The sequence below is a fragment of the Paenibacillus sp. JT22N15 genome, from assembly GCF_059383755.1.
The window spans coordinates 150,301-175,046 of the sequence record NZ_JBXENV010000008.1 but is presented as its reverse complement, the minus strand read 5'-3'; the positions used below and the strand labels follow the sequence as shown (position 1 = coordinate 175,046).

Here is a 24,746-nt window from a genome sequence, read left to right as displayed (position 1 = left end):
GCTCTGCCTTTTATAATGAAGCTGCGAGTTAATAATAGGCAGCATTCGCCACTTTAGCGATCTGCCTCATGAAGAAAAGGGTGAATTTATTGCTGAGCCAAATTCGGAAGCTAATGATCGGCGCATTATTATTAAGCGCTTTATTATGGACAAGCAGCCTCCAACTCCTGCAAGCTGCCGCCATGCCGGAGCAGGAACAAGCAGGCCAATCGTCCCTCCTCGCCCATGCAAAGGCATGGACCGAACAGCTCGCAGCTCAGCCTGCTTTTAAAAGCTGGCAAGGCGCAACGCTCAGCATATCCGCACTTGGCCCTGGCACACACAGCTGGATGGCCAGCGTTATTCAGCACAAAAAAACCGTCGGCTACCTCGTTGTCCATGCAACGGAGAGCGGCGGGTTTGTTTTAGGTGAATATGGGCTTGGCGACTATCTGTATAATTTAACGACGCTGCAGCAATCGCTTCAGCGGCTTGAACTCATTCCATCTGCCATTACGAGTACGCCGCTATATGTCCATCCCCTGCTGTCCGTGTGGAAAATTTCCGGCAAGTCCACTGCATTTACCGATGCCATGAGCGGTGAAGCGCTGCCGCTGAATGATTCTCTCTGGAGCGCCGAGGCAAGTCAGGAGCTCAAGCTTATTCAAGTACAAACGCCTATGACCGCCACTGCGGGCATTGCCAAAGCGGTATCCAATTCCTCATTCAGCCCTTACGAGAAGCTGCAATGGCTGACAGATGCTCCTGTAGACAAGGCTGAATCCAAAGGCTCAATAAAGCTGCTGCACATTTTGGACAAAAAGAAACACCTTACCTATACAGCGGCAAGGTTTAATGGCGACATGCTGTATGTGTGGTCGGCAACGGGCTATCACAGCTGGAATAACGGCGCTGTCTACGTTGCCCTTGAAACAGACGAGCTAGGCGAAAGCCAGCGTTATGTGCCGCTATCGCTGCTTCTTGAGCTAGGCGACTTTTACCGCTGACGCTCGCTTTTTCCCCGCCACCACATCATTAGACTGACAGGACCCCAGCCGAACCAGCGCGTCAGCCATGGCTCCCTTATCGCCTTCGCTGACGCTTTCATTTGCTTGCGTTCCCCTTTTGGCTTTTCCATATATTCCACAACCTGAACGGTCACATATTTAATTAAATCATCCCCGCTGGCCATTTCTGTCGCTCTCCTTTTTTGCTTAAGTATCAAGACAGTCGCTTCTTAGGACAGTTGTTTCTCACAACCATTGATGATATCAGTTTGCCCTGTCATCTCCAAACATAAACATGCATGAGATTTCCTCCATTGAGCCACGATATAGCTAAGAAAAAAGCCTTTCAAAAGGAGGATGGCATGTGCTTGCTTGCTTTAGATGTTTGATCATTACACTGCTCTTCTGCCTTCCTGCCCATTCCGCATCAATGGCAGCAGAAGAACATAACGCTTCAAAAGACGATGCGGCTCCACCCTCCCAACAATCCGCCCCACATGCTGGGCATTGGACTATGCCTTCTTCCGTCGTACTCATTGATGCAGGACATGGCGGCATAGATGGCGGTGCAACAGCTGGAGGCGTAGTGGAAAAAGACATTAACCTTGCTGTAGCCAAAAAGCTTTATTTGCTTCTAAACAGCCAAGGCATTACCGCCGTGCTGAATCGCACGGACGATTATGCGCTTAGCGACGATAATCGCTGGCATATTAGCGGCTCCCGTCATCGGCGCGATTTGTCGCAACGGCGGCAGCTTACTGAGGAAATTCCTACGCAGCTGCTCGTCAGCCTGCATGTCAATTCGACACCCGACCGCTCGGAACGCGGGCCGCTGGTGCTGCATCAGAGCAGCGGAGAAAGCGCCCTGCTTGCTTTCTGTATTCAGGACACGCTTAATCGCCAGCAGCGTACACGCTTTCTCCCAAGGGAAGGCAAGCCGTTTTATTTACTTAGACGCGTATACCAGCCAGCCGTTATTGTAGAAATGGGCTTCGTCAGCAATAGCGATGATCGAACGATGCTCACCGACCCCCGCGAGCAGCTGCACATCGCATCAGCGATCGCTTCCGGAATTCGGCAATACAAGCTGATCACCAAATGATTGCAGCACCATATCCGATAGCTTGACGATGGAAACAGCGGTGTTCATGGCAGGTATCGACTGTCTTAGAACAGCCGCTGTTTTTTTGCCTGGAGGCCCCACATGACCGATTACGACGCAGGTAACATGCGTAGCGAGATGCTTTTGCACTTCATTCATTTGCTTGCTAATATGCTGCACCGTATACACATCATCGAGAAAAACATCGTTGGATAGCAGCGGTACGCCAACCTCCTTGGATACCTTCGGTACAACGGTCTTATAGGTCGTCCGGCTATCGAGGAAAAACAACCCGCGCTGCTTGCAAACGTCAAGCACGATACGCATAATCCGCTCATCCGCAGTCACCTTGGATCCCATATGATTATTCATGCCAATCGCATGCGGCACATTGTCAATGGCCGCATTGATACGCTTGCGGACTTCGTCATCGCTTAGATCTGCCGTAATGGCTCCGGGACCGAGCCATTTTTTCAAGCCCTTATTTGGCTCCATTGGCATATGCACGATGACATCATGCCCCAGCCGATGCGCCTCCTCTGCATCTTTTTGCGTAGAGGGCATAAACGGCATCACCGCCGCTGTAAACTTGATCGGCAGCTTCAGCATTTCCTCCGTCCCCTCCATATCATTGCCGAAATCGTCAATGACGATGGCAAGGTGGCGCCGCTCCTGTGCAGGGGATTGCACTTCATTCGATGGTATTTGCGAAACGGACAGCGTCTCCGAGACTAGCTGCTGCTGTATCTGCTGTTGTTGCTGGAATGCATGCGAATGCTGCTCGGCAGCAAAAACGGAAGCGGTTCCTGTCCCATTGCTCATAGACAAAACCAGCATCGTTAATCCAAGCAGCCTAACCGCCTTCTTTTTCCATAAATAGCTTCTCTTCACGTTCACACTTCCACACTCCTCATTCGCTATCTACGCGTCATCACTCATTCCCTTTCATTGTTTGTGAACTTGCGCCAAAATATGCTGAATGCTGGAAATTAATTCGCCGTTATTCTGCTTCCTTTGTCACATATCGCCAAAATCACCAATTCCATAGTAAAATAGCTAGGAAGGATGCTGGATATTTATTTATGAGGAGGCGATTCGTTATGCTCGCTTTAAATAGCTCGATTTGGTCGGAACTGGAAGGTCCTTACGGCTTCGCCGATTCTGTACCGGAAATGCTGCAGCAGCTAGCGCAAAACTATGACTCAGAGGTCAAAGACGAGCTTTACTGGGAACATCTTTATCATCAAAATACGATTTATCCGTGCACCTACGCCGCGGTCCCTTATTTGGCTGAAATCGCCCGGCTCTCGAACGATCCGGAAGTGAAGCTGGATATTTACATCACGTGCGGCTTATTCGAAGCAAACAATTCTTGTCATTTAACATCGGAAATGCCGGCTGAATTTGAGGAATTAGTACCTGATATTACTGCAAAGGTACGGACTGATATTTATCTTTCTTATTATGATGCCATTAAAAAGTTTAGTGAAATGTCCGAGCAGATTGCCGACTATGCGCGGCCTAATAAAGATGACTCAGAGAAGCGTTATATCGCAATCGCAGATGCTGCTTTTCAAGGGGAGCAAGCCGTTGCCAATATGCTGCAAACCCACAGCGAGGGAGATGAATATGTCGCTGCATGCCCTGCTTGTGAGCATGAAACGTACATTTGGCCGGATGAAAGCGGGGAGAAGCTTGTCGCGTACAAGGCAGATCCCGTTTTTAACGACAAGGATGCGCCTGTGAATATTACCCCTGCTGATCCTGCAAGCTCAGCGGAAGCCAGCCTTCGTTATGTACACAGCCGAGCTGAGCGTTTGGGGGATGAGCAGCTTAAGGCACAGCTGCCCTATTTGGCTGGACACACGAATTGCCCTGCCTGCGGCGAGAAATTTCATATTTGGAAACAGCTGCTTGCCCTCTATAACTAAAAATAAAGCTTTTTCTATTTCATGTTTTCACCTCATTCTACATAAAGGCAGCGTGATCTTTTGCATAAATCATTTTATATTATTTGGACGGTATTGCTTTTATTAATCGGCTCCATTATGCTAGGCTATTTCATTAATAAGACGCTCAACCCAAGCCGGGCTTTTTCGGTTGGGCTAACCTCTAATACGGAAGCAATTCCTACGATTGCGGAGGAAGAGCCTGCTTTTACAATGGAAGAGGAACTGGATGATGAGTATGTATTGGATGAGGAGCCGATAACGGAGTCACCATTGGAAAGCGCTCCTATTAAAATATGGGAGAACTTGGAGGAGTTGCAATCCAAATTTAATGAGGCAGCCCGGCTGTTAGACGTAACGCCAAAATTAGGAGAAATGACCTTAACCGATATTGGGGATGGCGTAATTTCCTTTCAATATGACTTCTCTGAAACTCATAAATTGGCAGGCATTATTAGCCCATATGACGGGAGCATCCCCGGGGTGACGATTTTCATCCAAAATGATGAAACGCAAGATACGCTAAATAATCTTCTGAATACTATTCATACTACAATCGCTGCCGCTAATCCAGTATCCGAAATCGATACGAATGTGGAAGACATTGTAATCTCTCTGTTATGGGATGATTCTGATGTTGATTTGTATAACATGGAAAGTAGTGTTGAGACAGCTGGAATAACCTACTCCATCGAAAGTGACCGAAGCTCTGGCATTTGGTTCAAGATCGTGGCCAATGACATTGACGATTACTATTATGATGACGCAACCGATTAGACTGAAAATTTCAACTTCTTAAAGCCAACTTGACTTCCCCCATGACAACATGCTAAATTAAAAATGTAAATTTTGCATGTGCGGTCGTGGCGGAATTGGCAGACGCGCTAGATTCAGGTTCTAGTGGTGTAACAGCCGTGGAGGTTCGAGTCCTCTCGACCGCATTAAATCTTCAACTAACAGGTTCGTGAAATGGCTCTTAGAGCGATTCACGAACCTGTTTTTTTATATGCTTTTGAAATTCAAGCTGCTACACGCTCATCCCAAATGCATCTGCAATCAGCCTGTAGGAATGGATTCGCGCTTTCTCATCATAAATCGGGCTATTGATGAGAATCTCCCCAACATTGTATTCCTTGCTCATCAGAAGCAGTTGTTTCTTTACCTGTTCTGGCGTACCGATAACCCGCCGCTGGCGAGTTTGCAGAATATGATGCCGATCCTGCTCCGTATACGGATAATCGGCTGCAGTCTGCACAGAGGGCAGAAATGGCACCTCCAGACCTGTTTGAATACCGAGGAATAACAAATCGCTGCTCATCGCCAATCGATTCGCTTCTTCTTCCGTTTCAGCGCAAATCACAATAGTTGCAATTATAGAACGTGGATGATTTTGTAATACGTTGTTAGATTTAAAATGCTCGTTATAATGCTGCATCGCCTCTTCTCCGCCAGGCGTGCCGAAAAACTCCGCGAACGCATAAGAAGTGCCCAGCCTTGCCGCTATTCTTGCACTTTCACCACTGGAACCAAGCAGCCATATTTCAGGTGCCGTCGAAATAGCAGGTGCAGCGAGCAGCTTCTCAAACGGATGCCCAGCAGGCATTGAACCATGCAAATAGCCGATAATATCCTGCACCTGCTGAGGGTATTTATTCACATCAACGTATTTATCCTGTTGCAGCGCTCTGGTCGCAAGCGGCATACCGCCCGGTGCCCGACCCAAACCTAAGTCGATACGGTTTGGATGAAGCGCCTCCAGCAGCCGAAAATTCTCTGCAACTTTGTAGGCACTGTAATGTGGAAGCATGATACCGCCAGAACCGACACGAATACGGGAGGTTGCAGCTGCCAAATGGGCGATTAGCACCTCCGGACTTGAGAAAGCAAGCGCACGCATGGAATGATGCTCGGACACCCAAAAACGGGAGTAGCCTAGTTCCTCCACCGCTTGTATGAGACGAGTCGATTGCTGCAGTCCTTCTGTGGCTGTTTTGCCTTCAGGGACAAGTACTTGGTCAAGCACACCTAATTTAATCATATTAATCATTCCTCCTTTTCCCTGTGGGCTTACGGGCAAGATCCAAGACAGAAACGGGTATATTTATATTTCCATTACTATCCACTTGACGATTCGACACTACGACAAAAAATAAATGCATTCGCACGCATACATTATTGCACGCAAAATATGACATGTCAATATCATGTAATTCTTTTAAAAGACTACCTATTACAGGTTTCAAGGTTTCCTTGAGCCCTTATTCCTTATTATTGCCTTTTCAAAGTAAAACAAAATGGACTTGAAACAAAACAAACGTTATCATAGATTAAATGGATTTATGTATAACCCCGTGCCATACGATAATCATAGGTCTTCATTTTATAGAATAGGAGAATCTTATTATGAATAACGAACTTTTAGATAATTGGTTATCCCTTTCGCATATTCAAATGAAAATAAATAATAAACTCGAAATTGCATTTCAAGATAAACATAATATAACCTTGAAAGAATTTTATGTGCTCTATCATTTATTACTAGCAGATGATAAAAAATTGAGACTACAAGACCTGCCTGACTTGGTTGGGCTAAGTCAAAGTGCTGTATCCAGGCTTGTAACCAGGCTAGAAGCAAAAAATTGTAAGGGCCTTGAACGAGATGTTTGCGAGGGCGATCGCCGCGGTGTTTATACACGTCTATCTGCAAGAGGTGAAGAAGAAGTAAGGAAATGTATCGATACCTTTCATCAAATTTATCTCTCTGCTGCTTCTGAACAGAATATTAAACAAGAATTACAAATACTCATCAAAAAAATATAACCTTATCCATAATTAATCAAAACCCAACGTATATACGAATCCAAGTTTTGCACCTCTACTGACGATCCTTACCTCCCTCTTCATTAGAGGGAGGCCTTTTCATGACATTCATTCACCATGAATGAACCGCTTTTTATCGTTTGTATGCACCCCCTAACTGAGCATAAGTTTATTTTGTCGAAGAACCAAAATCAGTAATCTTCAATTTAATTTCAAAGGTTACGGGAACCCGGCTGAACACTTCGTCCCAGTTGTCCTTAACCTTTTTCCATTTATGCGGATATTTAATAGCGAGAGATTTCCCGAATCCAGCTACGTCTACCTTATATTTAGACTGCATTTTCTCCATCACATGATCAATCATCGTCGTTAATCTTTTTTCAAAAACCTTCTCTGCTTCCTTTAAATAAGTTAGCTTGGATGGATTTTCTTCCGTATCCCAATTTTCAATCAATCTCCCGTCTGATTCAATGGCAACGTGAAAGGAAATCTCATCACCCTGCAGTTTTGCAGTCATTTTACTTTTCATGGATTTAATCTCATAGGTAATGTTCTCATTTCTCCAATTATAACTTTTGATTACTCCTCCTTGACCTGTTCCTTGAATCCAGGATAGACTTTCCACATTTTCTTGATTCAAATCGCCAATCCATTTGCTCGAATCCCCCTTAATGATACCGGCACCTGAGAATTCTATTTCCCCCTTTGAACTAACAATATTTTGCAGCAAGAAGCTTTGCTTGGAATGAATCAATCCATCGATTCGAGTCAGATTGACCTCATTCATTACCTTATTGGTTCTGAAACTATTATTGATCATCGAGTTTATCCGAAAAGCGGGAACTTCTTCCGGTTGATTACTAATAAAGGTATCATAAGCCTTCCCCTTGCTAAAAAATACCCGGCAGCTAGGACGTATATCATTATCACGCAGCACGAAGTCCATTAGTTGGTCCATCTTATGCTGTTGTGCCACTTTTGTAGATACTACTATGACTTTAAGATGGTGCCCGATGACTGGACGTTCCCTTCTTGTTGAGTATTGGCGCATAATTTCAAAGACAGAATCCCCTGTTAGGCGCAAATTTGAATACTTCAACAGCTGCTTCTCTTTTGACTTTTCTTGCCGTTCGAACGATTTTATTGGAACAATTTGTATGGTAGCTGTAATCAGATTTTTTTTCTTATAATTGGCGCCTTGTCTTTCCAGATTGCGTTCAACTTCAGGCCGTTCCCCTACATCCAGAGCCAGACCTGCATAAACACTTAAATCCTCAATTTCTTTACTGCTCCAGCAGCCTTGAGTGACAACAAGTGACGATAAAAGAAGTAAAGCAAACAAGTTTTTAAATCTATACATGATGATTCAAAACCTTCTTTCTAAAGAGCAATATGACAGTAAGTAAGACAGGCACGAGAAAAAACAAAAAGATCCCCATCTTGCCTATCGTATCACCTAGCTTAAAAACTTCATTTATTCGCACAGGAAGCATCGTAGTGATAAATATAACGGGGATTAATCCAAATATCACCGGGTGAATTTTAAGATGAAAAACCTGTGAAATTCCTAACGAAGCATTAAAGTAAAAACTGGTGAAATTGCAAAATAACTGCATCATCCAAATGACTAGAAACGGAAACTCAAAACGTTCAAAAATTAATCCTGTAATTTCAAAGCTGCGAAGAAGATCGATTGTAGGCCAGGTGCTATTCAGCACCGAATCAATTGACATTCCCCCTATGACGACGACTACAGTCATAAGATATAGCACAAAAGGAACGCCTATTCCTGCAACAGTCGCTCTGACTGCCCGCTCGGGATGCTGCATATGTGCGACGAGAGTCATGATTACTTCGCATCCTGTAAATATAAGTACAGTTGATTTCAACCCTTTGAATACGGGGAGGACGCCTTCGCTCAAAACAGGACGTAAATTATCAATATCAAATAATCGAATACTGAGGAAATACGAAAGCACCAGTATTAGAATGCTGATTGGGAAAATAATTTGAAAAACTCGTGCAATGGAATTAATCCCTCCAAAGCAAATATAGGTGCCCACCCAAATAAAGGGAATGACAATAGCCCAGATCGGAGTTCCTTCCAGCAAGTAATACATGGTTATCTCTGCAAATATCCTTACCTCAAAACCCGCAATAATAATGTAATAGCAAATCAAGCAAACACCTAAGATTCCGCCAGGTATAGTGCCTACAATTCTTTTAGAGTATTGATATACCGTGTTATTAGGAAATTGCTGACTTAATTTCACCATGACCATCGTTACCAAAATGACGATAATGCCGCCTAATAGCACAGAAAGCCAGACATCCGGTGTTTGTGCAGCTTCGATCACACCTCGGGGCAAGGTCAAAATACCAGCCCCCAGCACTGAATCCGTAATAAAGATCGATGTTTGTGTTGTGGTGATTTTATCATCGTTGCGAATAAACACGTTTGCGCCCCCTCTCTAAGCCGTTACTATCTTCGCTTCTTATCTTGCGTCTTCATCATGTCCGGTCGTTTATTCATAAAAGGCAGCGGGGAACGCAGAAATAAATCCTTCCAGTCGTTAAAGCGAAACGGTGAGATCGGAGTCACATAAGGAACTCCAAAGCTTTTCAGCTTGCTTAAATGACCGCAAATTAACAATATAAACAAAATGGTTCCAAACATCCCTAGCACTGCCGCACATAACATGCCAGCGAAACGTAATATACGCAGTGTAATCCCTGCGCTATATACGGGTATCGAGAAAGACGATATAGCCGTCACAGCGACTACGATCACCAAAAAAGGACTGACAATTCCTGCCTGGACCGCTGCTTCACCAATGATCAAACCGCCAACAATGCCCATTGCCGGTCCAATAGGCTTAGGCAAGCGAATGCCTGCCTCACGCAATATTTCAATCGATATTTCCAAAATCATCACTTCTATCAATGAAGGAAAAGGGACACCCTGCCTTGTTTCAATGATCGTAACGGCAAGCTCTGTCGGGATTAAGCCCGGATGAAAGGAAATAAACGAAATATACAAAGCTGGTGCCATAAGGGCCAAGAACGCTGCGAAAAATCGCAGCATGCGCAAAAGAGTCCCCGGCAGCCAACGATCATAATAATCCTCAGGCGATTGCAGCAGCATGCTAAACGTCACTGGAACAATTAGAGCAAAAGGAGTGCCGTCCAATAGAATGGCAATCCTTCCTTCTAACAATCCGCTAATGACCCGATCCGGGCGTTCTGTATTTTGAGTTTGCTGAAATGGGCTTAGGTAATCATCTTCAATGAGCTGTTCCACATAACCCGATTCAGCAATGAAATCCATATTGATTTTTCCAACTCGATCTTTTACCTCCTGAAGCAGGTCTGGATTAACAATTTCCTTCATGTAAGCAATAACCAGCTTCTTTTTAATTCGAGTTCCTACCTCGTACATATTTATTTCCAGATCTTCACTGTAGCCTTGTCTGCGCAGCATCGATGTGTTCTCACTTAATACCTCGGTAAATCCGATACGAGGACCTCGAAGCAAAGCCTCAGAGCTTGGTTCATTGATTGCCCTGGTCTTCATTCCTGACGAGCTGATAAGCAGGGCGTGAGGCATGCCTTCAATGAACAAGGCTGTAAAACCCATCAAAATGGATTGTTTTAAATCATGAAGTTCTGCAACTTCATAGGCTTCGCAAACAGGTAGTACTTTATCTTTAAGATACGAGGAGAACTCCAATGGATTAACGAAATGGCTCCCGTCAGTCATATCATGCTTAACATCTTTCATTAAAATGTTCATGACCTGCTTACTGACCAGCTCTTCATTTTGCATCCCATCTACAAAAACGAGCGTAGCCCGAGCATGAAATTCTGTTATTTGAAATTCACGAAAATGGACATCACTGTTACTGCCAATAGCTTGTTTAATTGCATTCAAATTTTCATCATAATCTTCGGACAAATTCGAAGGAGCGGCATGGTGCTTACTCTTCCGTTCTTTTTGGATAGGAGCATTCTTTTTTGTAACTAATGACCGCAAATATTTATTTAGATAATAAAGAGTAATAGCAATGATCAGGCTTAAAATAGCCTGCGCACAAACTTTCCAATCAGGGAGGTGCGATATTATAACAGACCACACGCTATTCCATCCTTCCTAAATAAAGCTCAATTTTAACTTGTCCCTTTATTTTCTTTTCATGCACCATTTTTCAGAAAATCAAAAAGCCCGATTTAGATCGAAGTTGACGATCTAAATCGGGCTAGCGTTCATTTTTTCACAAATTCGGACTAATGGTTGATATCACATTTGTTCAATATGAACGAAATTTGATTTTCAAGTCGATTGATCGCTTCTTGTGCTTCTTTGTCCTCCGCTTGCTGTTCACGAAGCGATTCGAGCTCCTGCTTAAGTTGATGCAGATCATCTCCCGCATTTGCACAATCATAATTACTCTCGAGGCTGTCGAGCATGTTTTATCCCCCAATCCATAGGTAAGTGTACTTGAGTATTATGATGAATTTCCATTCATTTATTCATTTCCCTCAGATTTCACTATCGCCTATGCCTCGACCTTGTTTCACACCCCTCTATTCCTAAATTTTAATTGTCAGTTCAGTCACACTTTTTACGGCTTCCTTTGTAGGTTGCTGTTCTGAAGCTCGCGCCGCAGCCGCAGGAGGCTTTCGCATTAGGGTTGTCGATCGTAAATCCGCCAGTCATGCCTTGATTTTGGTAGTCAATTTTGATCCCTTCTAAAAATTCGATGCTCCGTTTATCCCATACGATATTGAAGGTTTCAGTCGGCAATACCTCATCTTCTTCCGTCAACAGATCGTCTAGTTTAATTTTGTAAGATAATCCGCTGCATCCGCCGTCTTCAATACCTACTCGAAGAAACAGATCAGCAATATTTTTATCCAAGATCATTTGATAGATAGCCGATTTGGCCTTTTCACTGATTTCTATCATCTCAGTCACTCCTCACTAAGTATCGCGATAACGAAGCCTGAATGGCTTGTGCTCGTTCATAGATCAGCATACCGGGGAGGTTAAACGGGGGATCCCCGCCTTCCAACAATAAAGCCCGAGCAGCTGCGGTATATTTCTTGGCCAGATTAATTTCAGCCATTCCACCAATTGAAGTGCCGGCTTCATCTGATTGCTTGCTGATGTTTTTTTCCATTAGCCCGATTTTTCTTTCAAAATCTCTTATAGCTCGCATATTCTTTTTCAGTCGCTTTTTTAGTTTGCGATCTTCCCCTAAAATTGGTTTAGAGATATAGCGGTATTGGCAGTATTGGTAAGGTAAACCGGGAAGCAAGCCTTCAAAGACCAAGCGCAAACTATACTGGCCATCAAACACGATACCTACAATCGGAAATCCTAGTTTAATGACTGACAAAATGAGAGCTTGAAGTTCCGCAACCGTTCCACTTTCCATATTTTTTGCAGCAATTACCGTGCCGCTAAATACTTCATATAAGATGTAGAGCGTTTCGTTCCCCTTTTTTTGCTGCACACCGTGCATCGACAAAACAATGCCGCCATTGAGCTCAGTCGTCACATGAAGTGCAGCAGTGAGTTCGCTTACCGTCATATGAGGTGTAAAGCAAGACTCTCCTAAAAGACCTAGCACATCCCCACCATAGGATGACTGTTTCATGCCTAGCATTTCGGCTTCCGCTGATTTGTAGAAGATGCCTTTGTGTGAGCAAATCATATTTTTGCATGTGTAGGCTATACTCCATGCTTCAATAATACCGTTTAACGTCGTAATTTTTTTGTGCCATCCTGTGTGGGCACGCTGTAATTTCTTCTCACAATGCGGGCAAAAAGTAAATTCGGGTCGAAAATATATTTTGCGATTTTCCTCTTGCCGATTTTTCGAAAGCAAGGCGAACACTCCTCAAAAGGTCTACCCCATTGCTCAGCAGTATTAATCCTGCAAAAAGAAAACTAAATTTGCGGGTCAATATTATGATTTTTGCGGAAAAAGTTTGTCGGATCGTATTGCTGCTTGATGGCGAGCAGCCTCTCGTAATTAGCTGCATAGGCATCTTTCGTTATTTGCTCATCGGCTCGAACGGTATTCAGATAAGATGACTTGCGAAGCGAATAGGGCAATAACGCCTCGTAAACGGATTCTATCCAATCGGCACACTTCTCCGCTTCCTCCATGGGAAAGTCGACATCCAAACTGAGAAGAAACGATGCATCACGAACAGCAAATGCGGTAGCATCGGAAGGTATGCGATTCATCCGGCCGTGACAGCTCCAGAATTGTACCAGTAAAGACGGTCTTGGAGGGTTTTCCAGTTTGCTGAGCAGCGTATCAATGATTTCATCGTTCAATTCTTTAACAAAAAGTGACGTTCCATAAACGGGAACATTTTTCGGAGCTGCTAGGTCGAACCTACTTTGTAATTCAGTATATAGAACGATACCCGTTTGATCGGCAATCGGGATAGCCAATTCACGCAGTGGTTGAATGGCCTTTTCCCCATCTGCCTTATCACCTGCATATAACCCGGCAATCACTATAACGCGTTTGTTATGCATTGCTTCAGGCACACTAGGCAGCGAAGGCAGCTGAAAGGTCATCATATTAAAGGACACTTCATCCGGTGCCTGCTGCAGGAAAGCCTGCGCTTTTTGCAAAATCTGCTTCGCATCTTTATAGTCATACATGACATCGACAGCCAAAACTTCAGGACCTATAGGGTAAAGCTGAAATTCGAAGGAAGTGACGACTCCGAAGTTGCCCCCGCCACCACGAATGGCCCAATACAAATCGGGATTTTCCTGTTCGCTTACTTGATTCTCTTCCCCGTTAGCAGTAACGATACGCGCCGAAATCAAATTGTCGCTTGTTATGCCGTACATCCCTTTTAGATAACCGAGTCCACCGCATAAAGCGAGTCCCGCAATGCCCGTTTCTGAAACCGTTCCTGTCGGAGTAGCTAGACCGTATTTCTGCGTCTGTGCATCGACATCCCCTAAAGTTGCGCCTGGTTCTACAACAGCTATACGCCTTATAGTGTCTACGGTAACCTTACGCATATCGGATAAATCAATCATGATACCTTTATCGCAAACGGCTGTTCCAGCAACATGATGACCACCACCCCGAATGGAAACGGGGATGTCTTTCTCCTTGGCAAATTGAACGGCAGCGACAACATCGGTTGAAGTCTTGCAAACCAATATGGCTGCCGGATATTTATCAATGGCCAAATTCCACACCTTTCTTCTTTCGTCGTACCCTTGCTCTCCTGGTAAAATGAGATTTCCATCAATATTAGCTTTTAAGGTGTTAAACATTGTACATCTCTCCTTTCGTTTATTTGTTTTTCAAGCCTGAAGTTTGAAGACTTGCTCTATTTGCTTCAGTTGCTGGTGTAATCCGTGTGCTAGCTAATAAACTCATAACGATTAACAAGAGATGAAAACCCATCGTTACAGTTAATGCAGCTTGCATCGACATCCCGGCAGCTTGGCAAACAACTAGGATAGAACCGCCTATCCCGATAACGACGCCCGGTGTAAAAGAATCTGCAAATTGCAGATTTGCCGAGGTTTTGCCAACCCCTTCTTCACCTGTTTGGGAAAAAGCCACTACGCCGCTAATCGGATGCGCCAATCCGATTCCAATCCCCGCTATAATTTGGCCAATAACCGCGACAGCAACGGTTACAACGGGTACCCAAAATACGAAGGCAATCCCAATTGCAAGCAGCAGCACACCCAGAATAATTCTTGTATGACGTCCACGTCCCTGGTCTGCCGAATCCCAACGTCCTTGCAGATAAGCAATGACGCACCAGCTCAGTGCGGCGCTAGCTACAATTAATCCGGCCTGAGAAGGCGTAATTCCTTTCACATCTATTAAAGCCAATACCAGAAAATTTTGTGTGCTCGTATAAGCGGCGAAGAATAGCCCACGTGTTGCGAGAATAGCCGGCATGCCTCTTCTCATAGCAAGCGTTCCCTTGGGGAGCAGTTTGCGCAGCGGATATACCATTAGCACTAAGCCGATAATGCCTAAAACAAACCCTGTAATGGTCGGCAGCTTGCTGAGACCAACTAATAAAATCCCCGTACCGACCGTCAATAGCAACGCCATCCATGTAGCGGCAGCTCCATTTTCCCCTTGTGTCCCCTGCGTTTTCAGCTTCCTAAAAGCAGGCAGGCTAAGCAGCGCTGAAACGATCAGGATCGGTAATATTCCCCAGAAAACGAAGCGCCAGGACCATTGATCGGCGATAAGGCCTGCAACGTATGGGCCGAGCATAGATGGAAGCACATAGGCAGTACCGAATGCTCCGAGTATTTTCGCACGTAATTCATCGGGGTAGCTTAAAGATATTGCCGTGTAAACACAAGTCATCATGGCACCGGCACCTAGGCCCTGCATGGCTCGGGCCAAAATCATCATATACATATCACTTGCTGTCGCCGCAGCGATCAGTCCAACGATGAATAATAACAGGGCGTAAGTGAACGGTGCTGCTGGCCCTTTTCGATCAATGATACGACCAACGACCAAGGTGCCAATAATCTGCGCAAGCAGATACGTGCTGAATATCCAGCCAAATAGGTCAATGCCGTTCAAGTCGCCAGCGATGGAAGGAGCAATCGTCGTTACCGAAAGGCCTTCGAATCCAACCGCCATCACGGACAGGATAATTCCTATAGACAATGCAAAGTAACGCGGGCTGAAAATGCTTTGATGATTAGACATTAAAATTGACCTCCAAACAAGATTGTTATGTATACACCGTATCCGGATACTTAGTAAACATTTTTCTTTACAAAGTATACGGTACCGTTCGCCTTTGACTTTGTCAACATTTTTATTTAAAATGTAAGGAGCGATGTAGTAGATTCAGTTGCTTAATAAGGAGGGCACCATGAGCCGAAATCAAACAAATAAAGATTCCTCGACCAGAACCCGAAGAGCGATCATTGATCTGCTAAAGCAGCAGGGCGGGATGGATGTGATGGCACTAGCCTCCGAATTTATGCTATCTGGAATGGCGATTCGCCAGCATTTAAATGCCCTGAAAGAAGAAGGATTAGTTACACATGAAGAAGAAGCCCGCCCCATGGGCCGGCCGGCAAAGCTATGGAGATTAACTCCCGAAGCTAATCGTTTTTTTCCAAGCGGTTATTCGGAGTTGTCCGTCAGTTTGATCCATTCGATGAGAGAGGCTTTCGGTAACGAGGGGTTAGACAAGCTGCTCGCTGTCCGGGATAAAAATATGCAAGCGCAATATCTTCAGCACCTTGGTGACGCATCGGACATAAGGGACAAGCTAGAGAAGCTGGCCGAGATTCGAACAAATGAAGGCTATATGGCCGAGATTAAGGAGCAAGACGATGGGAGCTATCTATTTATTGAGAAGCATTGTCCGATTTGCGAGGCTGCCGTAGTCTGTACCGGGTTATGTAAAAATGAGCTGCATTTATTCCGAGCTGTTCTCGGAGAGCAGGCGCTTATCGAACGGGTGGAGCATATTTTGGTGGGAGGCCGAAACTGTGTCTACAGGGTTAGCATAGGCAAGCAAGCCTAATTCTGCTTAAATAAAGACCCGCAAGACGGTCGCTTGGCTCACCAAGCAGCTGTTCTTACGGGTCTTAGTTTACTATTCAGCCTATTTTTTTGAACGTTTATTAGCAGATGCTTTAGCCCGCTTTGCGCGTCTCGCACTCGAAACCATAACATTTTTCTCCGTATGCGTGAAATGCTGCTTGTAGACAGGACAACAATGATGCTGCTTCACGGTTTCAATGTTTTGAACGACATTCACAAGCTGTGGGTGATAGTAGTTCTCGTATTGTACAATCGGAGGATCATAGATCGTCTGCGTTGGACAATCGGGACAAAAGTTCATGTCATTCATACCGCCTACATTACCCATATTGCCTATAACACCCATATTATAGTAATTATTTCTGTTCAAAATAATTATCCCCTTTCGGTTTTGGAATACACGTTATTGTATTCGCAGAAAGAGAATGCGGCTTGTATGTTTGACATGGAAGGCTATGGCCTCCCCTATTTCTGCGGCTTGGAGTGCGTGATACGAGCTCAAGCCTTGCTTTCACGCAGCAGCTCTATTTTGATCCCATGCATAAACGGCTGCCGCCGTCCTCTGGCTGCAAAGCTACCGTTTCGCGTTGAAATAGAAGCCCATTATAAGGATCGTACTTATCATTTCTTATATTCAACAAAAATTTTACGTCGCTCATAAGAAAAAACAATCATCGACACGCCCAATATCGCGCATATCATATACATAAAGGAATAAGAAAAAATATCCGCTATCGGCCCCATAATAACTCCTCCAAGCGAAACGCCCAAATCCGCCATCGCAATAAATAAACCAATTAATACATTACGATTCAATTGCGGCAATACAAACGTTAAATAAGTTGTTAATGTAGGATAAAGCAGCGCCTGAGCGATCCCCATCAAACCTGCACCGACATAGAAAAACCCGGCTCCACCCCTTGCAGAAAAGCCCACACATAACGCCGCTGCAGCTAGCATCAGCATAATAACCATGATAAAAGCTGAATGCCATTTTCCGTCTGATGGAATTTTCTTTCGTAATACAAATCGGGCCACGACTACCGCTCCTGCCTGCAGCATGAGATAAATAGCCGCATTGCCACCTTCGACTTGTGCAGCGTAAAGCGGTATGAAGGTGGTTACCGCTCCAAATACAAGGGAAGCGATCAGCATCAGCACACTGCATTTGAACAAATGCGGGTTTTTGAATAACTGGCCAAAGGAAGCGGACATTTTTGCCCCCTGCTCTGACTTGTCGGGAAAAGGCTTGGCCTCTTGATTGTCCATTTTGGCGCTATACCCTACTACGCCTGTAAGGACAGCAATGGCAATCATCGCCACTGTAAAATCATTCATCTGCCCTGTTTGCCAAATGCCTAAAGCCAGTAATGGACCAATAATACCCGGCATCGAAGCGCATAAGGAATACATGGAAATCCCCTGTGAACGATCCTTTTCTGGCAGCGCATCGATAATGCCCAGTTGCAAAGCCATGGAGAAAAAAGCCGTACATACGCCTTGCAGCATGCGAGCGACGAAATAGCCCTCTAATCCCGTAAACGTATATAGGATTAAAGCAAAGCCATTCATAATAAGAATGGTGCGCAGCACACGGATGGGTCCGTACCTTTGAATCATTTTGCCCGCCCATGGCCGAAAAAACATCGTTGTAAATAAATACGCCCCCATAATGATACCAATCGTTGTATTGGTAGCGCCAAGCGATTCTCCCTTCAAGGGGATAATGATATTAAGTATGGAGTTTGCACTAAAATACAACAGGGTCAAAATATATAATCGAACAAAAGGCCATGATAGAGCTCCTCTCACCACTTCTGCTCCTTCCTCTATTCTCCTTGTGACTGGCTCTGGAACTCTCTTTGCTGCTAGCGTCAGGTAATGATCATCTGCAGCAATCTCCTTGCATACGCTGACTGGACGTCTTTTAATTGTTCCATATGGACCATTTCTTCGATTTGACCATTTCTAATCATCAAAACTTTATCGCAAATATAAGCGGCAGCCTGAATATCATGGGTGATGAAAATATAAGCCATGTTGTAAATTTTCCTCAAGCTTTTTAGCAATTCCAGCACCTGCATTTGCACGGAGCCGTCCAAAGAGCTAATCGCTTCATCAAATACGATACATTTTGGTTCTGTTGCAACGGCTCTTGCAATGCATACGCGTTGAGCTTCCCCACCCGATAGCTCATGCGGATATTTTTTTCGATAGGACGTGTTTAAGCCCACCTGCTGCAGGAGCAAATCCATTTTGTCCTGAGCTTCAAGGCGACCTCTGCTTTGCTGCTTCAAAGGCTCCATCAGTGCCTGTTCTACTGTATAAAAGGGGTTAATCGAGGAGGAATAGTCCTGAAATACGGCGCTAATCTGTCCCCGTCTCGCTCGTCGATCCTCTACGTTGTTCCCCTCAAATAAAATCGTTCCGCTATCAGGCTTTTCAAGCCCCAATAATAATCGTCCCAATGTCGATTTGCCGCTTCCGCTTTCCCCGATAATGCCCAAGCATTCACCCTGCCCGCATTCGAAGCTAATGTCTGTCAGCACCTGCTGTATTTCTTTTGAGAAAAATCCGCCTTTTAAATAGGTTTTATGAACATGGTCAACGCTGAGCAAGGCTAACTCCTCCCATTAATCGCTTGAAATGATCATTCAGCGCTTGCTTCGAGGATACTAAATATCGGGTATAGGCATGCGCAGACTCCGAGAAAATAAACGGGCTCGTCCCGCGATCCACAATTTCCCCTTCTTTCATAACCAGAACGTCATCCGCTATTTTTCGGACGATGCCTAAATCATGTGAAATAAAAATCATCGAGCAGCCCATTTTCTCCCGCAATTGAATAAATTGTTCAACGACCTCGAACTGCGAGATCGTATCAAGAGCCGTCGTCGGCTCATCCGCGATAACGATAGCAGGCTCTAGCACCAGAGTGAGCGCAATCATAATCCGCTGCAGCATGCCGCCGGACAACTGATGCGGATACATATTCATCACCGCGATCGGATCTTTCAGCATCACGCTTTCCATAGCACGTTTCATTTTAGCCGTTATTTCTTCTCGGCCCCAACCGAAATGGCAGGCCAGCGTTTCCCGCAAATGAACGCCGACCACGCAAGAAGGATCAAAGGCACGCATTCCATTTTGCAAAATCATACACAGCTGCTTGCCTCGTTTTTTCCTCATTTCCTTTTCTGAAAGCTCGCTGAGATTGACCCCGTTAAACAAAATGTCCCCAGCTTGGCGGATGCCAGGCTTGTTTAATCTCATGATGGCTCTGCATGTGAGGGATTTCCCGCTTCCGCTTTCGCCGACAATGGCTAGGCAGCGGCCTTGCTTGACATGAAAGGAGCTGCCCGGAACAATGACCTGACCCGTCTGGCTGTCCCAAATTTTCAAATTCGCCACTTCCAAAATAGCCATAAAATCAAGCCACCTCCTTGCCTTGTAGTCTAGCAATGGCAGCAAGTCCCCGTGCTTGCTGTTTATATTTGGAGGCCAATAATTTAGTATCCAAAGCAACCTGAAGCGCATCCGATAAAAAATTGATCGCCGATACGACTATAATAATCGTTAAACCGGGCGCGAGCATAAACGCTGGCTTTGAGAACATTACTTCCCTCGCCTCATTTAACATCATGCCCCACTCCGCATTCGGAGCCTGAATGCCTAAGCCAAGAAACGAAAAGCCTGATAATTGCAATATCATGGAACCGAAGGAACTGCTTGCAATGACCGCAATTTCCGGAAGCGCTACTGGAACAATATGCTTGGCTATGATTTTGAGGTTGCTGACACCAAGCACTTTGGAAAATTTCACATAGTCGGATTCAGCATATTGCATCACAGAAGTTCTAATGATTCGCGCAAACCATGCCCATTTCATCAAGACGAAAGCGAGCAAAATATTTTCAAGGCCTACCCCCAAAATACCGATCACGGCCAAGGTCATGACATAGCCAGGGAAAGAAAGCATCACATCACAAATTCTCATCACAATGGCATCTATGATCCCTCTAAAGTAACCGGCTATTAAGCCTAAAACCGCTCCAATTCCGACTGATACGGCCAATGCAGCAAGCACCCAAAGCACACTAGGACGGATTCCAAAAATTAATCTCGATAAAATGCAGCGCCCAAGGTGATCGTTGCCTAACAAATACTCCCACGATGACGCAGCATATCGAAGCTCCATATGCACTTCTTCAGGATCATGCGGAGCAAATAAAGGAGCGAATATGCCGGCAGCCAGGGTCAAAACAAGAATCGATAAAGAAGCTGCGGCCAGCTTATCTTTCAACAGAAATCGCAATCGTTTCATTTAGTGTCCCTTCCTTAATTTAGGGTTCATCGCCGCATTCATAATGTCAGAAACGGTGTTGAACAGCACAAAAGCCATGGCGAGTACAAGGACATACGCCTGAATGATCGGGAAATCCCTGCTAAGAATGGCTTTAACACTCAGCGTTCCTAACCCCGGCCATGCAAAAATATTTTCCACAACGACCGTGCTGCCTAAAATAATCGGGATCGCCATACAAAACACTGATACAGCAACCTGCAATGAATTTCTCAATATATGCATCGTTATTTTCATCTCTGGCAAACCGCTTGCCCTGCCATACAGCACGTAGTCTTCATTCATATTACTTAACATCGAGCTTCGAACGATTCGAAAATAAATGCCTGTATAACTGATCGTGATTACAAGAACCGGTAAAATATAACTTGCGTACGAATCCATCCCGCTTGTCGGCAGCAAATCCAATTGCACGGAAAAATACCAAACCATAAGCGCCGCAAGCCAATAAGGCGGCATGGAGGTTAGAAAAAAGGAAACGCCTCTAATCGATTTATCGGTCATTTTCCCTTCTCTAAGGGCACTAATTACACCTAATCCAATGGACAGCGCAATAATGGCAGCCGCCGACACCAACGTCAGCTTTAACGTATTTAGAAAAGCGGGAGCCAGCAAGGACCACACGGTTTTGCCGGTAACATACGAGTTCCCGAAATCAAGCTGCAGGCATGACACGAACCAGTTCAAATAGCGGATTAGAAATGGCCGATCCATCCCAAGCGCTGCTTTCGTTTCCGCTATTAATTCATCCGTAATGGCCGGCACGCCTTGCGCGTGCAATATGACTTCAGCCGGATCTAACGGGGACAAATTGTTCAAGCCAAACGTTAAAAAAGATATGATTACAAGCAACGGAATCGAAAGGAGTGACCGTTTGATAATATAGCTGACCATAGCAAGCTCCTTGTTTTGGTTATCATCTATTCAAAATGCATTTGCTCAAAGGGCAGTTCAAATTGGGTTTGCTTAAATGAAATACCCTGCAAGTCTTTGGGAGCTACAATCGTAACGCTGCCATTGGTAATGGGAATAAAGACGGCTTCATCATGAACGATCGCTAAAATATCCGCATACAACGATTTCCGTTTTTCCTCATCCAGCGTGACCATTACTTCATCAATTTTCTTGTACAGCTCATCCGCTTGGTTGATGCCGCTTGTCGTGTGGTAATAAGCCGACTCGGAAGTAAAAGCGGAAATGGTGCTCTGCGGGTCGTAGGCGAGTCCCCATGTTTGATTGAACAGCAAATCATAGTCTCCCGTAGCTCTTCTGCTTGCAATGGAGGAAGATTCTTCGCCGATAAGCTCCAACTGGACCCCGATCTTTTTTACTGTGTTTTGAATGAACTCGGCCTCTGTTTTTTGCGAGGAGGAGCTGACGTCATAATAAAGCTTCATCGCTAATGGCTTGCCGTCCTTCATTCTAATCTCGCTGCCATTCTTCTGCATCCAGCCTGCTTTCTCCAGTAGCTGCTTCGCTGTATCCAAATTAAAGCCGCGTTGCTTTAGCTCGACATTGGCATAATGGACGTTAGCGGAAAATAGCGTATGGGCTGCTGTTTCCGTACCGCTAAAAATTTGCTTGCTGATCGTTTCTCTGTCAATCGAATACCAAATGGCTTCACGAACAGCCGTTTCATGGGCGGGATTATCCGCTTTGCTGCTGTTGGCAACGATCATTTTCGTATTCATCGCTTTGCTTCTGACAAGCTGGAAGTCGCCCGAATCCATTAACTGATTCATCGCCTCCACATCAATGCTGTCTGAGCCCCGATCATCTGTAAATATAAAGTTGACCTCTCCCTTTTGCAGCGCCAAAAAGGTTGTCTCCCCTGCCGGAAGCACCTTCGCTGTAATGTTCTTCACCTTTGGCGCACCGCCCCAATAGCTATCATTCGCTTCGAATACCGCATATTGATCGGTTTTATGTTCGGTCAGCTTATAGGGCCCCGTGCCGTTATGGCCGCTTACGCCATCTTTCGTTTCCCCATTAACAAAATCTTTGGGCGAGATGAATACATAGGGTCTAGTCATCGATAATTCAAGCAATGCCGGGTAATACGGCTCGGACAGCACCATTTCAAACGTATACTCATCGAGTACGCTTACGCTCACAATTTTCGTCGAAAGCTTGATCCAGGCATGCTTGCTTGCATTGCTTTGCACCGCTTCTATATTCTTCTTTACCGCATCGGCGTTAAATGGCTCGCCATCGTGGAATTTCACATCTTTTCTTAAATGAAAGGTGTATACTTTGCCATCGTTAGACACTGTCCAGGACTCGGCAAGCAATGGCTTGATACCATCCTCCGTGTTTTCAACTAATGATTCGTACACCATCCCTTGCGCTGGCAATGAGCCGGGATACAGATGGGGGTTCATATCATTAATATCTTTTGCTGTGGCGTACACCAGCTCCTTGCCTTGATCCGCTGCTTCTGTTTTTGCAGCATTTCCAGCATTTCCAGCATTACGATCATTACCTCCACTGCAGCCTGCCAATAATACAATTGAAACGATTAATGCAGATAATAAAACAACGATTTTTCTTGTCATGTCATATCCTCCTGTATAAGTGCGCACTCCATCACCTGTGTTCTATGCTGCTGCCGATTTCACTGCAGATCATCTTCAAATCTTCTTCAAAGCTCTGGACAACGAATGCATCCGATATTTTTTCGCCTTTAAGCGCTTGGGCAGCTTCCTCGATTTTATGTTCATAGGCTGCAATGAATTGATCAAGGGTTGGGCAGCTTGAGCCTGCGAATCTTGCAATGCCCTGAATGATTTTTATCCGATAATAATCCTCCTTGGGCATTCGTGGAATATCCCAATATTGCTCTTGGTTGACGAAGATTTGACGAATGGGAACGGCGGAAAAATCGAAATATTTCCCGTCCTGATCCGGCTCCGAGAATGGGTCGATTAACAGCGACGTATAGCGTATGTACAATAAATACTCTTGATGGATCGTCTCCAACTGAATAAAATTATCGATATCATGACGCGATAAGCTCTCTAATCTAACCGGATAATTATCATCGATCATGAACTTCAGCAGATTTACACCTTTCAAATTCAGCTTTTCGATCACATTCGTCATCTCTTTCCACCCGGCCAGCATATCGCGAATTAAATATTGCGTAATAGGTCCTTCGGGAAACATTTTATATACATATTTCCTTACAGCTGAATGGCCGAAGATAACGTTTAGTGAGAAAGGGTTCATAAACAATGGCGGATGGACATAGAGAGAGATGTTTCTCGTCTCCGCCTCTATGGGACTGCTCATGACTTCCAGCCTAATGCCCAATCGTTCAAATAATGCACAGAGCCTTTCTACATGGGGTGAAGCATTGTTCGAGGAGCCAATGAAAACCTTTTTCTTAACCCCTGTCGTCAACACATGATTGGTTGGCTCGCCGCTCTTCCAGCGTGTATCGCCAAGGTAGGTAGAAAAGCTGATGATGTCCACATTTACATTTGGCAAAATCGTATTCATATAATGGCGTACTAAGCTGTTGGAGCCGAAGGTGGGCGAAATTAATACGATGCACCTTACTTGTTGGAGCAGTTGATCATTAAGCTGCTTCAAAACCTCCATATACGCATCGGTTGTGACAGCAAAGATCAGCGTATCCCATTCTCCCGTCATGCTGCCATATCCATCATAAACATGATCGATGATACAGCTGCCTTCCATCTGCTGATGCTTTTTATTTTGAACGTCTACCCTCACTTGATTTTGGCTGTGCTTAAGTGCCGTAAAAAAACGTTCCGAACGAGCCGACTTTCTGCCAACAATGCCAATACAGCTGTTCAAATCCTTTTTTAGCGTGACGGCAAGCTGAATAGAAGCGGGCCCCGTGCCTACGATTAACACGCGTTGGAATTCACTCATGTAAACCTCCTTTTGAATCATGATGAAGCCTGTGCT

Annotated in this window: 25 protein-coding genes and 1 tRNA gene; 7 read left to right on the top strand and 19 right to left on the bottom strand. The window is 44.9% G+C overall.

Annotated features, from left to right (window positions below):
- The first annotated feature begins 68 nt into the window (after positions 1-68).
- Positions 69-986, top strand: coding sequence for a hypothetical protein (locus tag AC50X8_RS17455; RefSeq protein WP_494880621.1), 918 nt, complete (start codon positions 69-71; stop codon positions 984-986).
- Here the strand turns inward: AC50X8_RS17455 and AC50X8_RS17450 are convergent.
- Positions 977-1,171 carry a YqzE family protein gene (locus tag AC50X8_RS17450; protein ID WP_056041798.1) on the bottom strand — a complete coding sequence of 65 codons (195 nt, stop codon included), beginning with the start codon at positions 1,169-1,171 and terminating at the stop codon, positions 977-979. The genes AC50X8_RS17455 and AC50X8_RS17450 overlap by 10 nt on opposite strands.
- Before the next feature lie 245 nt (positions 1,172-1,416).
- Between AC50X8_RS17450 and AC50X8_RS17445 the strand changes: the two genes are divergently transcribed.
- Entirely contained in the window at positions 1,417-2,088 is a 672-nt protein-coding gene (locus tag AC50X8_RS17445) for an N-acetylmuramoyl-L-alanine amidase (protein WP_081419112.1), read from the top strand.
- Here the strand turns inward: AC50X8_RS17445 and AC50X8_RS17440 are convergent.
- Positions 2,041-2,985 (bottom strand): divergent polysaccharide deacetylase family protein, encoded by a 945-nt coding sequence (locus AC50X8_RS17440; RefSeq protein WP_494880619.1) that lies wholly within the window; start codon positions 2,983-2,985, stop codon positions 2,041-2,043. The two genes, AC50X8_RS17445 and AC50X8_RS17440, sit on opposite strands and share 48 nt — an antisense overlap.
- Before the next feature lie 203 nt (positions 2,986-3,188).
- Here AC50X8_RS17440 and AC50X8_RS17435 point away from each other — a divergent pair, with 203 nt between their 5' ends.
- The 3 genes from AC50X8_RS17435 to AC50X8_RS17425 all read left to right on the top strand — a co-directional run bounded on the left by AC50X8_RS17435 (position 3,189) and on the right by AC50X8_RS17425 (position 4,978).
- Positions 3,189-4,019 carry a hypothetical protein gene (locus tag AC50X8_RS17435; RefSeq protein ID WP_494880617.1) on the top strand — a complete coding sequence of 277 codons (831 nt, stop codon included), beginning with the start codon at positions 3,189-3,191 and terminating at the stop codon, positions 4,017-4,019.
- A gap of 60 nt (positions 4,020-4,079) precedes the next feature.
- The gene (locus tag AC50X8_RS17430; protein WP_494880615.1) at positions 4,080-4,814 is read left to right on the top strand and encodes a hypothetical protein; all 735 of its coding nucleotides are present in this window, start codon (positions 4,080-4,082) and stop codon (positions 4,812-4,814) included.
- 80 nt (positions 4,815-4,894) lie between these two features.
- A tRNA-Leu gene (locus tag AC50X8_RS17425) sits at positions 4,895-4,978 on the top strand.
- Positions 4,979-5,064: 86 nt separating this feature from the next.
- Here AC50X8_RS17425 and AC50X8_RS17420 read toward each other — a convergent pair.
- Complete coding sequence (locus tag AC50X8_RS17420; RefSeq protein WP_056041805.1) at positions 5,065-6,075, bottom strand: LLM class flavin-dependent oxidoreductase; 1,011 nt, start codon at positions 6,073-6,075, stop codon at positions 5,065-5,067.
- Between the two features lie 365 nt (positions 6,076-6,440).
- On the opposite strand from AC50X8_RS17420, the gene AC50X8_RS17415 reads away from it, so the two are divergent.
- Positions 6,441-6,857: a MarR family winged helix-turn-helix transcriptional regulator gene (locus tag AC50X8_RS17415; RefSeq protein ID WP_155973513.1), complete on the top strand. Its 417-nt coding sequence runs from the start codon at positions 6,441-6,443 to the stop codon at positions 6,855-6,857.
- 169 nt (positions 6,858-7,026) lie between these two features.
- On the opposite strand, the gene AC50X8_RS17410 is transcribed toward AC50X8_RS17415, so the two are convergent.
- The 8 genes from AC50X8_RS17410 to AC50X8_RS17375 all read right to left on the bottom strand — a co-directional run bounded on the left by AC50X8_RS17410 (position 7,027) and on the right by AC50X8_RS17375 (position 15,595).
- Positions 7,027-8,217 carry a Ger(x)C family spore germination protein gene (locus AC50X8_RS17410; protein WP_494861959.1) on the bottom strand — a complete coding sequence of 397 codons (1,191 nt, stop codon included), beginning with the start codon at positions 8,215-8,217 and terminating at the stop codon, positions 7,027-7,029.
- Positions 8,210-9,313 (bottom strand): GerAB/ArcD/ProY family transporter, encoded by a 1,104-nt coding sequence (locus AC50X8_RS17405; RefSeq protein WP_494861961.1) that lies wholly within the window; start codon positions 9,311-9,313, stop codon positions 8,210-8,212. The genes AC50X8_RS17410 and AC50X8_RS17405 overlap by 8 nt, the downstream gene beginning before the upstream one ends.
- Before the next feature lie 26 nt (positions 9,314-9,339).
- Positions 9,340-10,992, bottom strand: coding sequence for a spore germination protein (locus AC50X8_RS17400; protein ID WP_056041812.1), 1,653 nt, complete (start codon positions 10,990-10,992; stop codon positions 9,340-9,342).
- A gap of 149 nt (positions 10,993-11,141) precedes the next feature.
- The gene (locus tag AC50X8_RS17395) at positions 11,142-11,324 is read right to left on the bottom strand and encodes a hypothetical protein (protein ID WP_056041814.1); all 183 of its coding nucleotides are present in this window, start codon (positions 11,322-11,324) and stop codon (positions 11,142-11,144) included.
- 142 nt (positions 11,325-11,466) lie between these two features.
- On the bottom strand, positions 11,467-11,823 hold the full coding sequence (locus tag AC50X8_RS17390; RefSeq protein ID WP_494880613.1) for a HesB/IscA family protein: 357 nt from the start codon (positions 11,821-11,823) through the stop codon (positions 11,467-11,469).
- 1 nt (position 11,824) lies between these two features.
- Positions 11,825-12,748, bottom strand: a complete 924-nt coding sequence (locus AC50X8_RS17385; protein ID WP_494880611.1) for a transposase — start codon at positions 12,746-12,748, stop codon at positions 11,825-11,827.
- A gap of 62 nt (positions 12,749-12,810) precedes the next feature.
- Positions 12,811-14,175, bottom strand: coding sequence for an FAD-binding oxidoreductase (locus AC50X8_RS17380; RefSeq protein ID WP_494861966.1), 1,365 nt, complete (start codon positions 14,173-14,175; stop codon positions 12,811-12,813).
- Between the two features lie 19 nt (positions 14,176-14,194).
- Entirely contained in the window at positions 14,195-15,595 is a 1,401-nt protein-coding gene (locus tag AC50X8_RS17375; protein WP_494861968.1) for an MFS transporter, read from the bottom strand.
- 169 nt (positions 15,596-15,764) lie between these two features.
- On the opposite strand from AC50X8_RS17375, the gene AC50X8_RS17370 reads away from it, so the two are divergent.
- Entirely contained in the window at positions 15,765-16,427 is a 663-nt protein-coding gene (locus tag AC50X8_RS17370) for a helix-turn-helix transcriptional regulator (RefSeq protein WP_056041821.1), read from the top strand.
- Between the two features lie 81 nt (positions 16,428-16,508).
- Here the strand turns inward: AC50X8_RS17370 and AC50X8_RS17365 are convergent, their stop codons facing one another.
- The 8 genes from AC50X8_RS17365 to AC50X8_RS17330 form a co-directional block, all read right to left on the bottom strand.
- Positions 16,509-16,817, bottom strand: a complete 309-nt coding sequence (locus tag AC50X8_RS17365; protein WP_056041823.1) for a hypothetical protein — start codon at positions 16,815-16,817, stop codon at positions 16,509-16,511.
- A gap of 251 nt (positions 16,818-17,068) precedes the next feature.
- Complete coding sequence (gene cntE, locus AC50X8_RS17360; RefSeq protein WP_494880609.1) at positions 17,069-18,259, bottom strand: staphylopine family metallophore export MFS transporter CntE; 1,191 nt, start codon at positions 18,257-18,259, stop codon at positions 17,069-17,071.
- 62 nt (positions 18,260-18,321) lie between these two features.
- Positions 18,322-19,065: an ABC transporter ATP-binding protein gene (locus tag AC50X8_RS17355; protein ID WP_056041827.1), complete on the bottom strand. Its 744-nt coding sequence runs from the start codon at positions 19,063-19,065 to the stop codon at positions 18,322-18,324.
- The gene (gene cntD / locus AC50X8_RS17350; protein ID WP_056041829.1) at positions 19,052-19,873 is read right to left on the bottom strand and encodes a staphylopine uptake ABC transporter ATP-binding protein CntD; all 822 of its coding nucleotides are present in this window, start codon (positions 19,871-19,873) and stop codon (positions 19,052-19,054) included. Before cntD ends, AC50X8_RS17355 begins: the two co-directional genes overlap by 14 nt.
- Positions 19,874-19,877: 4 nt before the next feature.
- Positions 19,878-20,771, bottom strand: a complete 894-nt coding sequence (gene cntC / locus AC50X8_RS17345) for a staphylopine uptake ABC transporter permease subunit CntC (protein WP_494880607.1) — start codon at positions 20,769-20,771, stop codon at positions 19,878-19,880.
- Positions 20,772-21,704 carry a nickel/cobalt ABC transporter permease gene (gene opp1B, locus AC50X8_RS17340; protein ID WP_056041833.1) on the bottom strand — a complete coding sequence of 311 codons (933 nt, stop codon included), beginning with the start codon at positions 21,702-21,704 and terminating at the stop codon, positions 20,772-20,774. It lies immediately after the preceding gene.
- Positions 21,705-21,730: 26 nt separating this feature from the next.
- A complete protein-coding gene (gene cntA, locus AC50X8_RS17335) occupies positions 21,731-23,365 on the bottom strand; it encodes a staphylopine-dependent metal ABC transporter substrate-binding lipoprotein (RefSeq protein WP_494880605.1) in 1,635 nt (544 codons plus the stop codon).
- Positions 23,366-23,396: 31 nt separating this feature from the next.
- Positions 23,397-24,710, bottom strand: a complete 1,314-nt coding sequence (locus tag AC50X8_RS17330; RefSeq protein ID WP_494880603.1) for an opine metallophore biosynthesis dehydrogenase — start codon at positions 24,708-24,710, stop codon at positions 23,397-23,399.
- Positions 24,711-24,746: the final 36 nt, after the last annotated feature.

What these genes read in the sequence shown, in the direction of transcription:
- cntC (WP_494880607.1), bottom strand. Translation starts at nt 20,771, where the DNA reads ATGAAACGATTGCGATTTCTGTTGAAAGATAAGCTGGCCGCAGCTTCT.
- AC50X8_RS17380 (WP_494861966.1), bottom strand. Translation starts at nt 14,175, where the DNA reads ATGTTTAACACCTTAAAAGCTAATATTGATGGAAATCTCATTTTACCA.
- AC50X8_RS17390 (WP_494880613.1), bottom strand. Translation starts at nt 11,823, where the DNA reads ATGATAGAAATCAGTGAAAAGGCCAAATCGGCTATCTATCAAATGATC.
- AC50X8_RS17420 (WP_056041805.1), bottom strand. Translation starts at nt 6,075, where the DNA reads ATGATTAAATTAGGTGTGCTTGACCAAGTACTTGTCCCTGAAGGCAAA.
- opp1B (WP_056041833.1), bottom strand. Translation starts at nt 21,704, where the DNA reads ATGGTCAGCTATATTATCAAACGGTCACTCCTTTCGATTCCGTTGCTT.
- AC50X8_RS17450 (WP_056041798.1), bottom strand. Translation starts at nt 1,171, where the DNA reads ATGGCCAGCGGGGATGATTTAATTAAATATGTGACCGTTCAGGTTGTG.
- AC50X8_RS17395 (WP_056041814.1), bottom strand. Translation starts at nt 11,324, where the DNA reads ATGCTCGACAGCCTCGAGAGTAATTATGATTGTGCAAATGCGGGAGAT.
- cntD (WP_056041829.1), bottom strand. Translation starts at nt 19,873, where the DNA reads ATGGCTATTTTGGAAGTGGCGAATTTGAAAATTTGGGACAGCCAGACG.
- AC50X8_RS17410 (WP_494861959.1), bottom strand. Translation starts at nt 8,217, where the DNA reads ATGTATAGATTTAAAAACTTGTTTGCTTTACTTCTTTTATCGTCACTT.
- AC50X8_RS17370 (WP_056041821.1), top strand. Translation starts at nt 15,765, where the DNA reads ATGAGCCGAAATCAAACAAATAAAGATTCCTCGACCAGAACCCGAAGA.
- AC50X8_RS17375 (WP_494861968.1), bottom strand. Translation starts at nt 15,595, where the DNA reads ATGTCTAATCATCAAAGCATTTTCAGCCCGCGTTACTTTGCATTGTCT.
- cntA (WP_494880605.1), bottom strand. Translation starts at nt 23,365, where the DNA reads ATGACAAGAAAAATCGTTGTTTTATTATCTGCATTAATCGTTTCAATT.
- AC50X8_RS17330 (WP_494880603.1), bottom strand. Translation starts at nt 24,710, where the DNA reads ATGAGTGAATTCCAACGCGTGTTAATCGTAGGCACGGGGCCCGCTTCT.
- AC50X8_RS17455 (WP_494880621.1), top strand. Translation starts at nt 69, where the DNA reads ATGAAGAAAAGGGTGAATTTATTGCTGAGCCAAATTCGGAAGCTAATG.
- AC50X8_RS17445 (WP_081419112.1), top strand. Translation starts at nt 1,417, where the DNA reads ATGGCAGCAGAAGAACATAACGCTTCAAAAGACGATGCGGCTCCACCC.
- AC50X8_RS17415 (WP_155973513.1), top strand. Translation starts at nt 6,441, where the DNA reads ATGAATAACGAACTTTTAGATAATTGGTTATCCCTTTCGCATATTCAA.
- AC50X8_RS17435 (WP_494880617.1), top strand. Translation starts at nt 3,189, where the DNA reads ATGCTCGCTTTAAATAGCTCGATTTGGTCGGAACTGGAAGGTCCTTAC.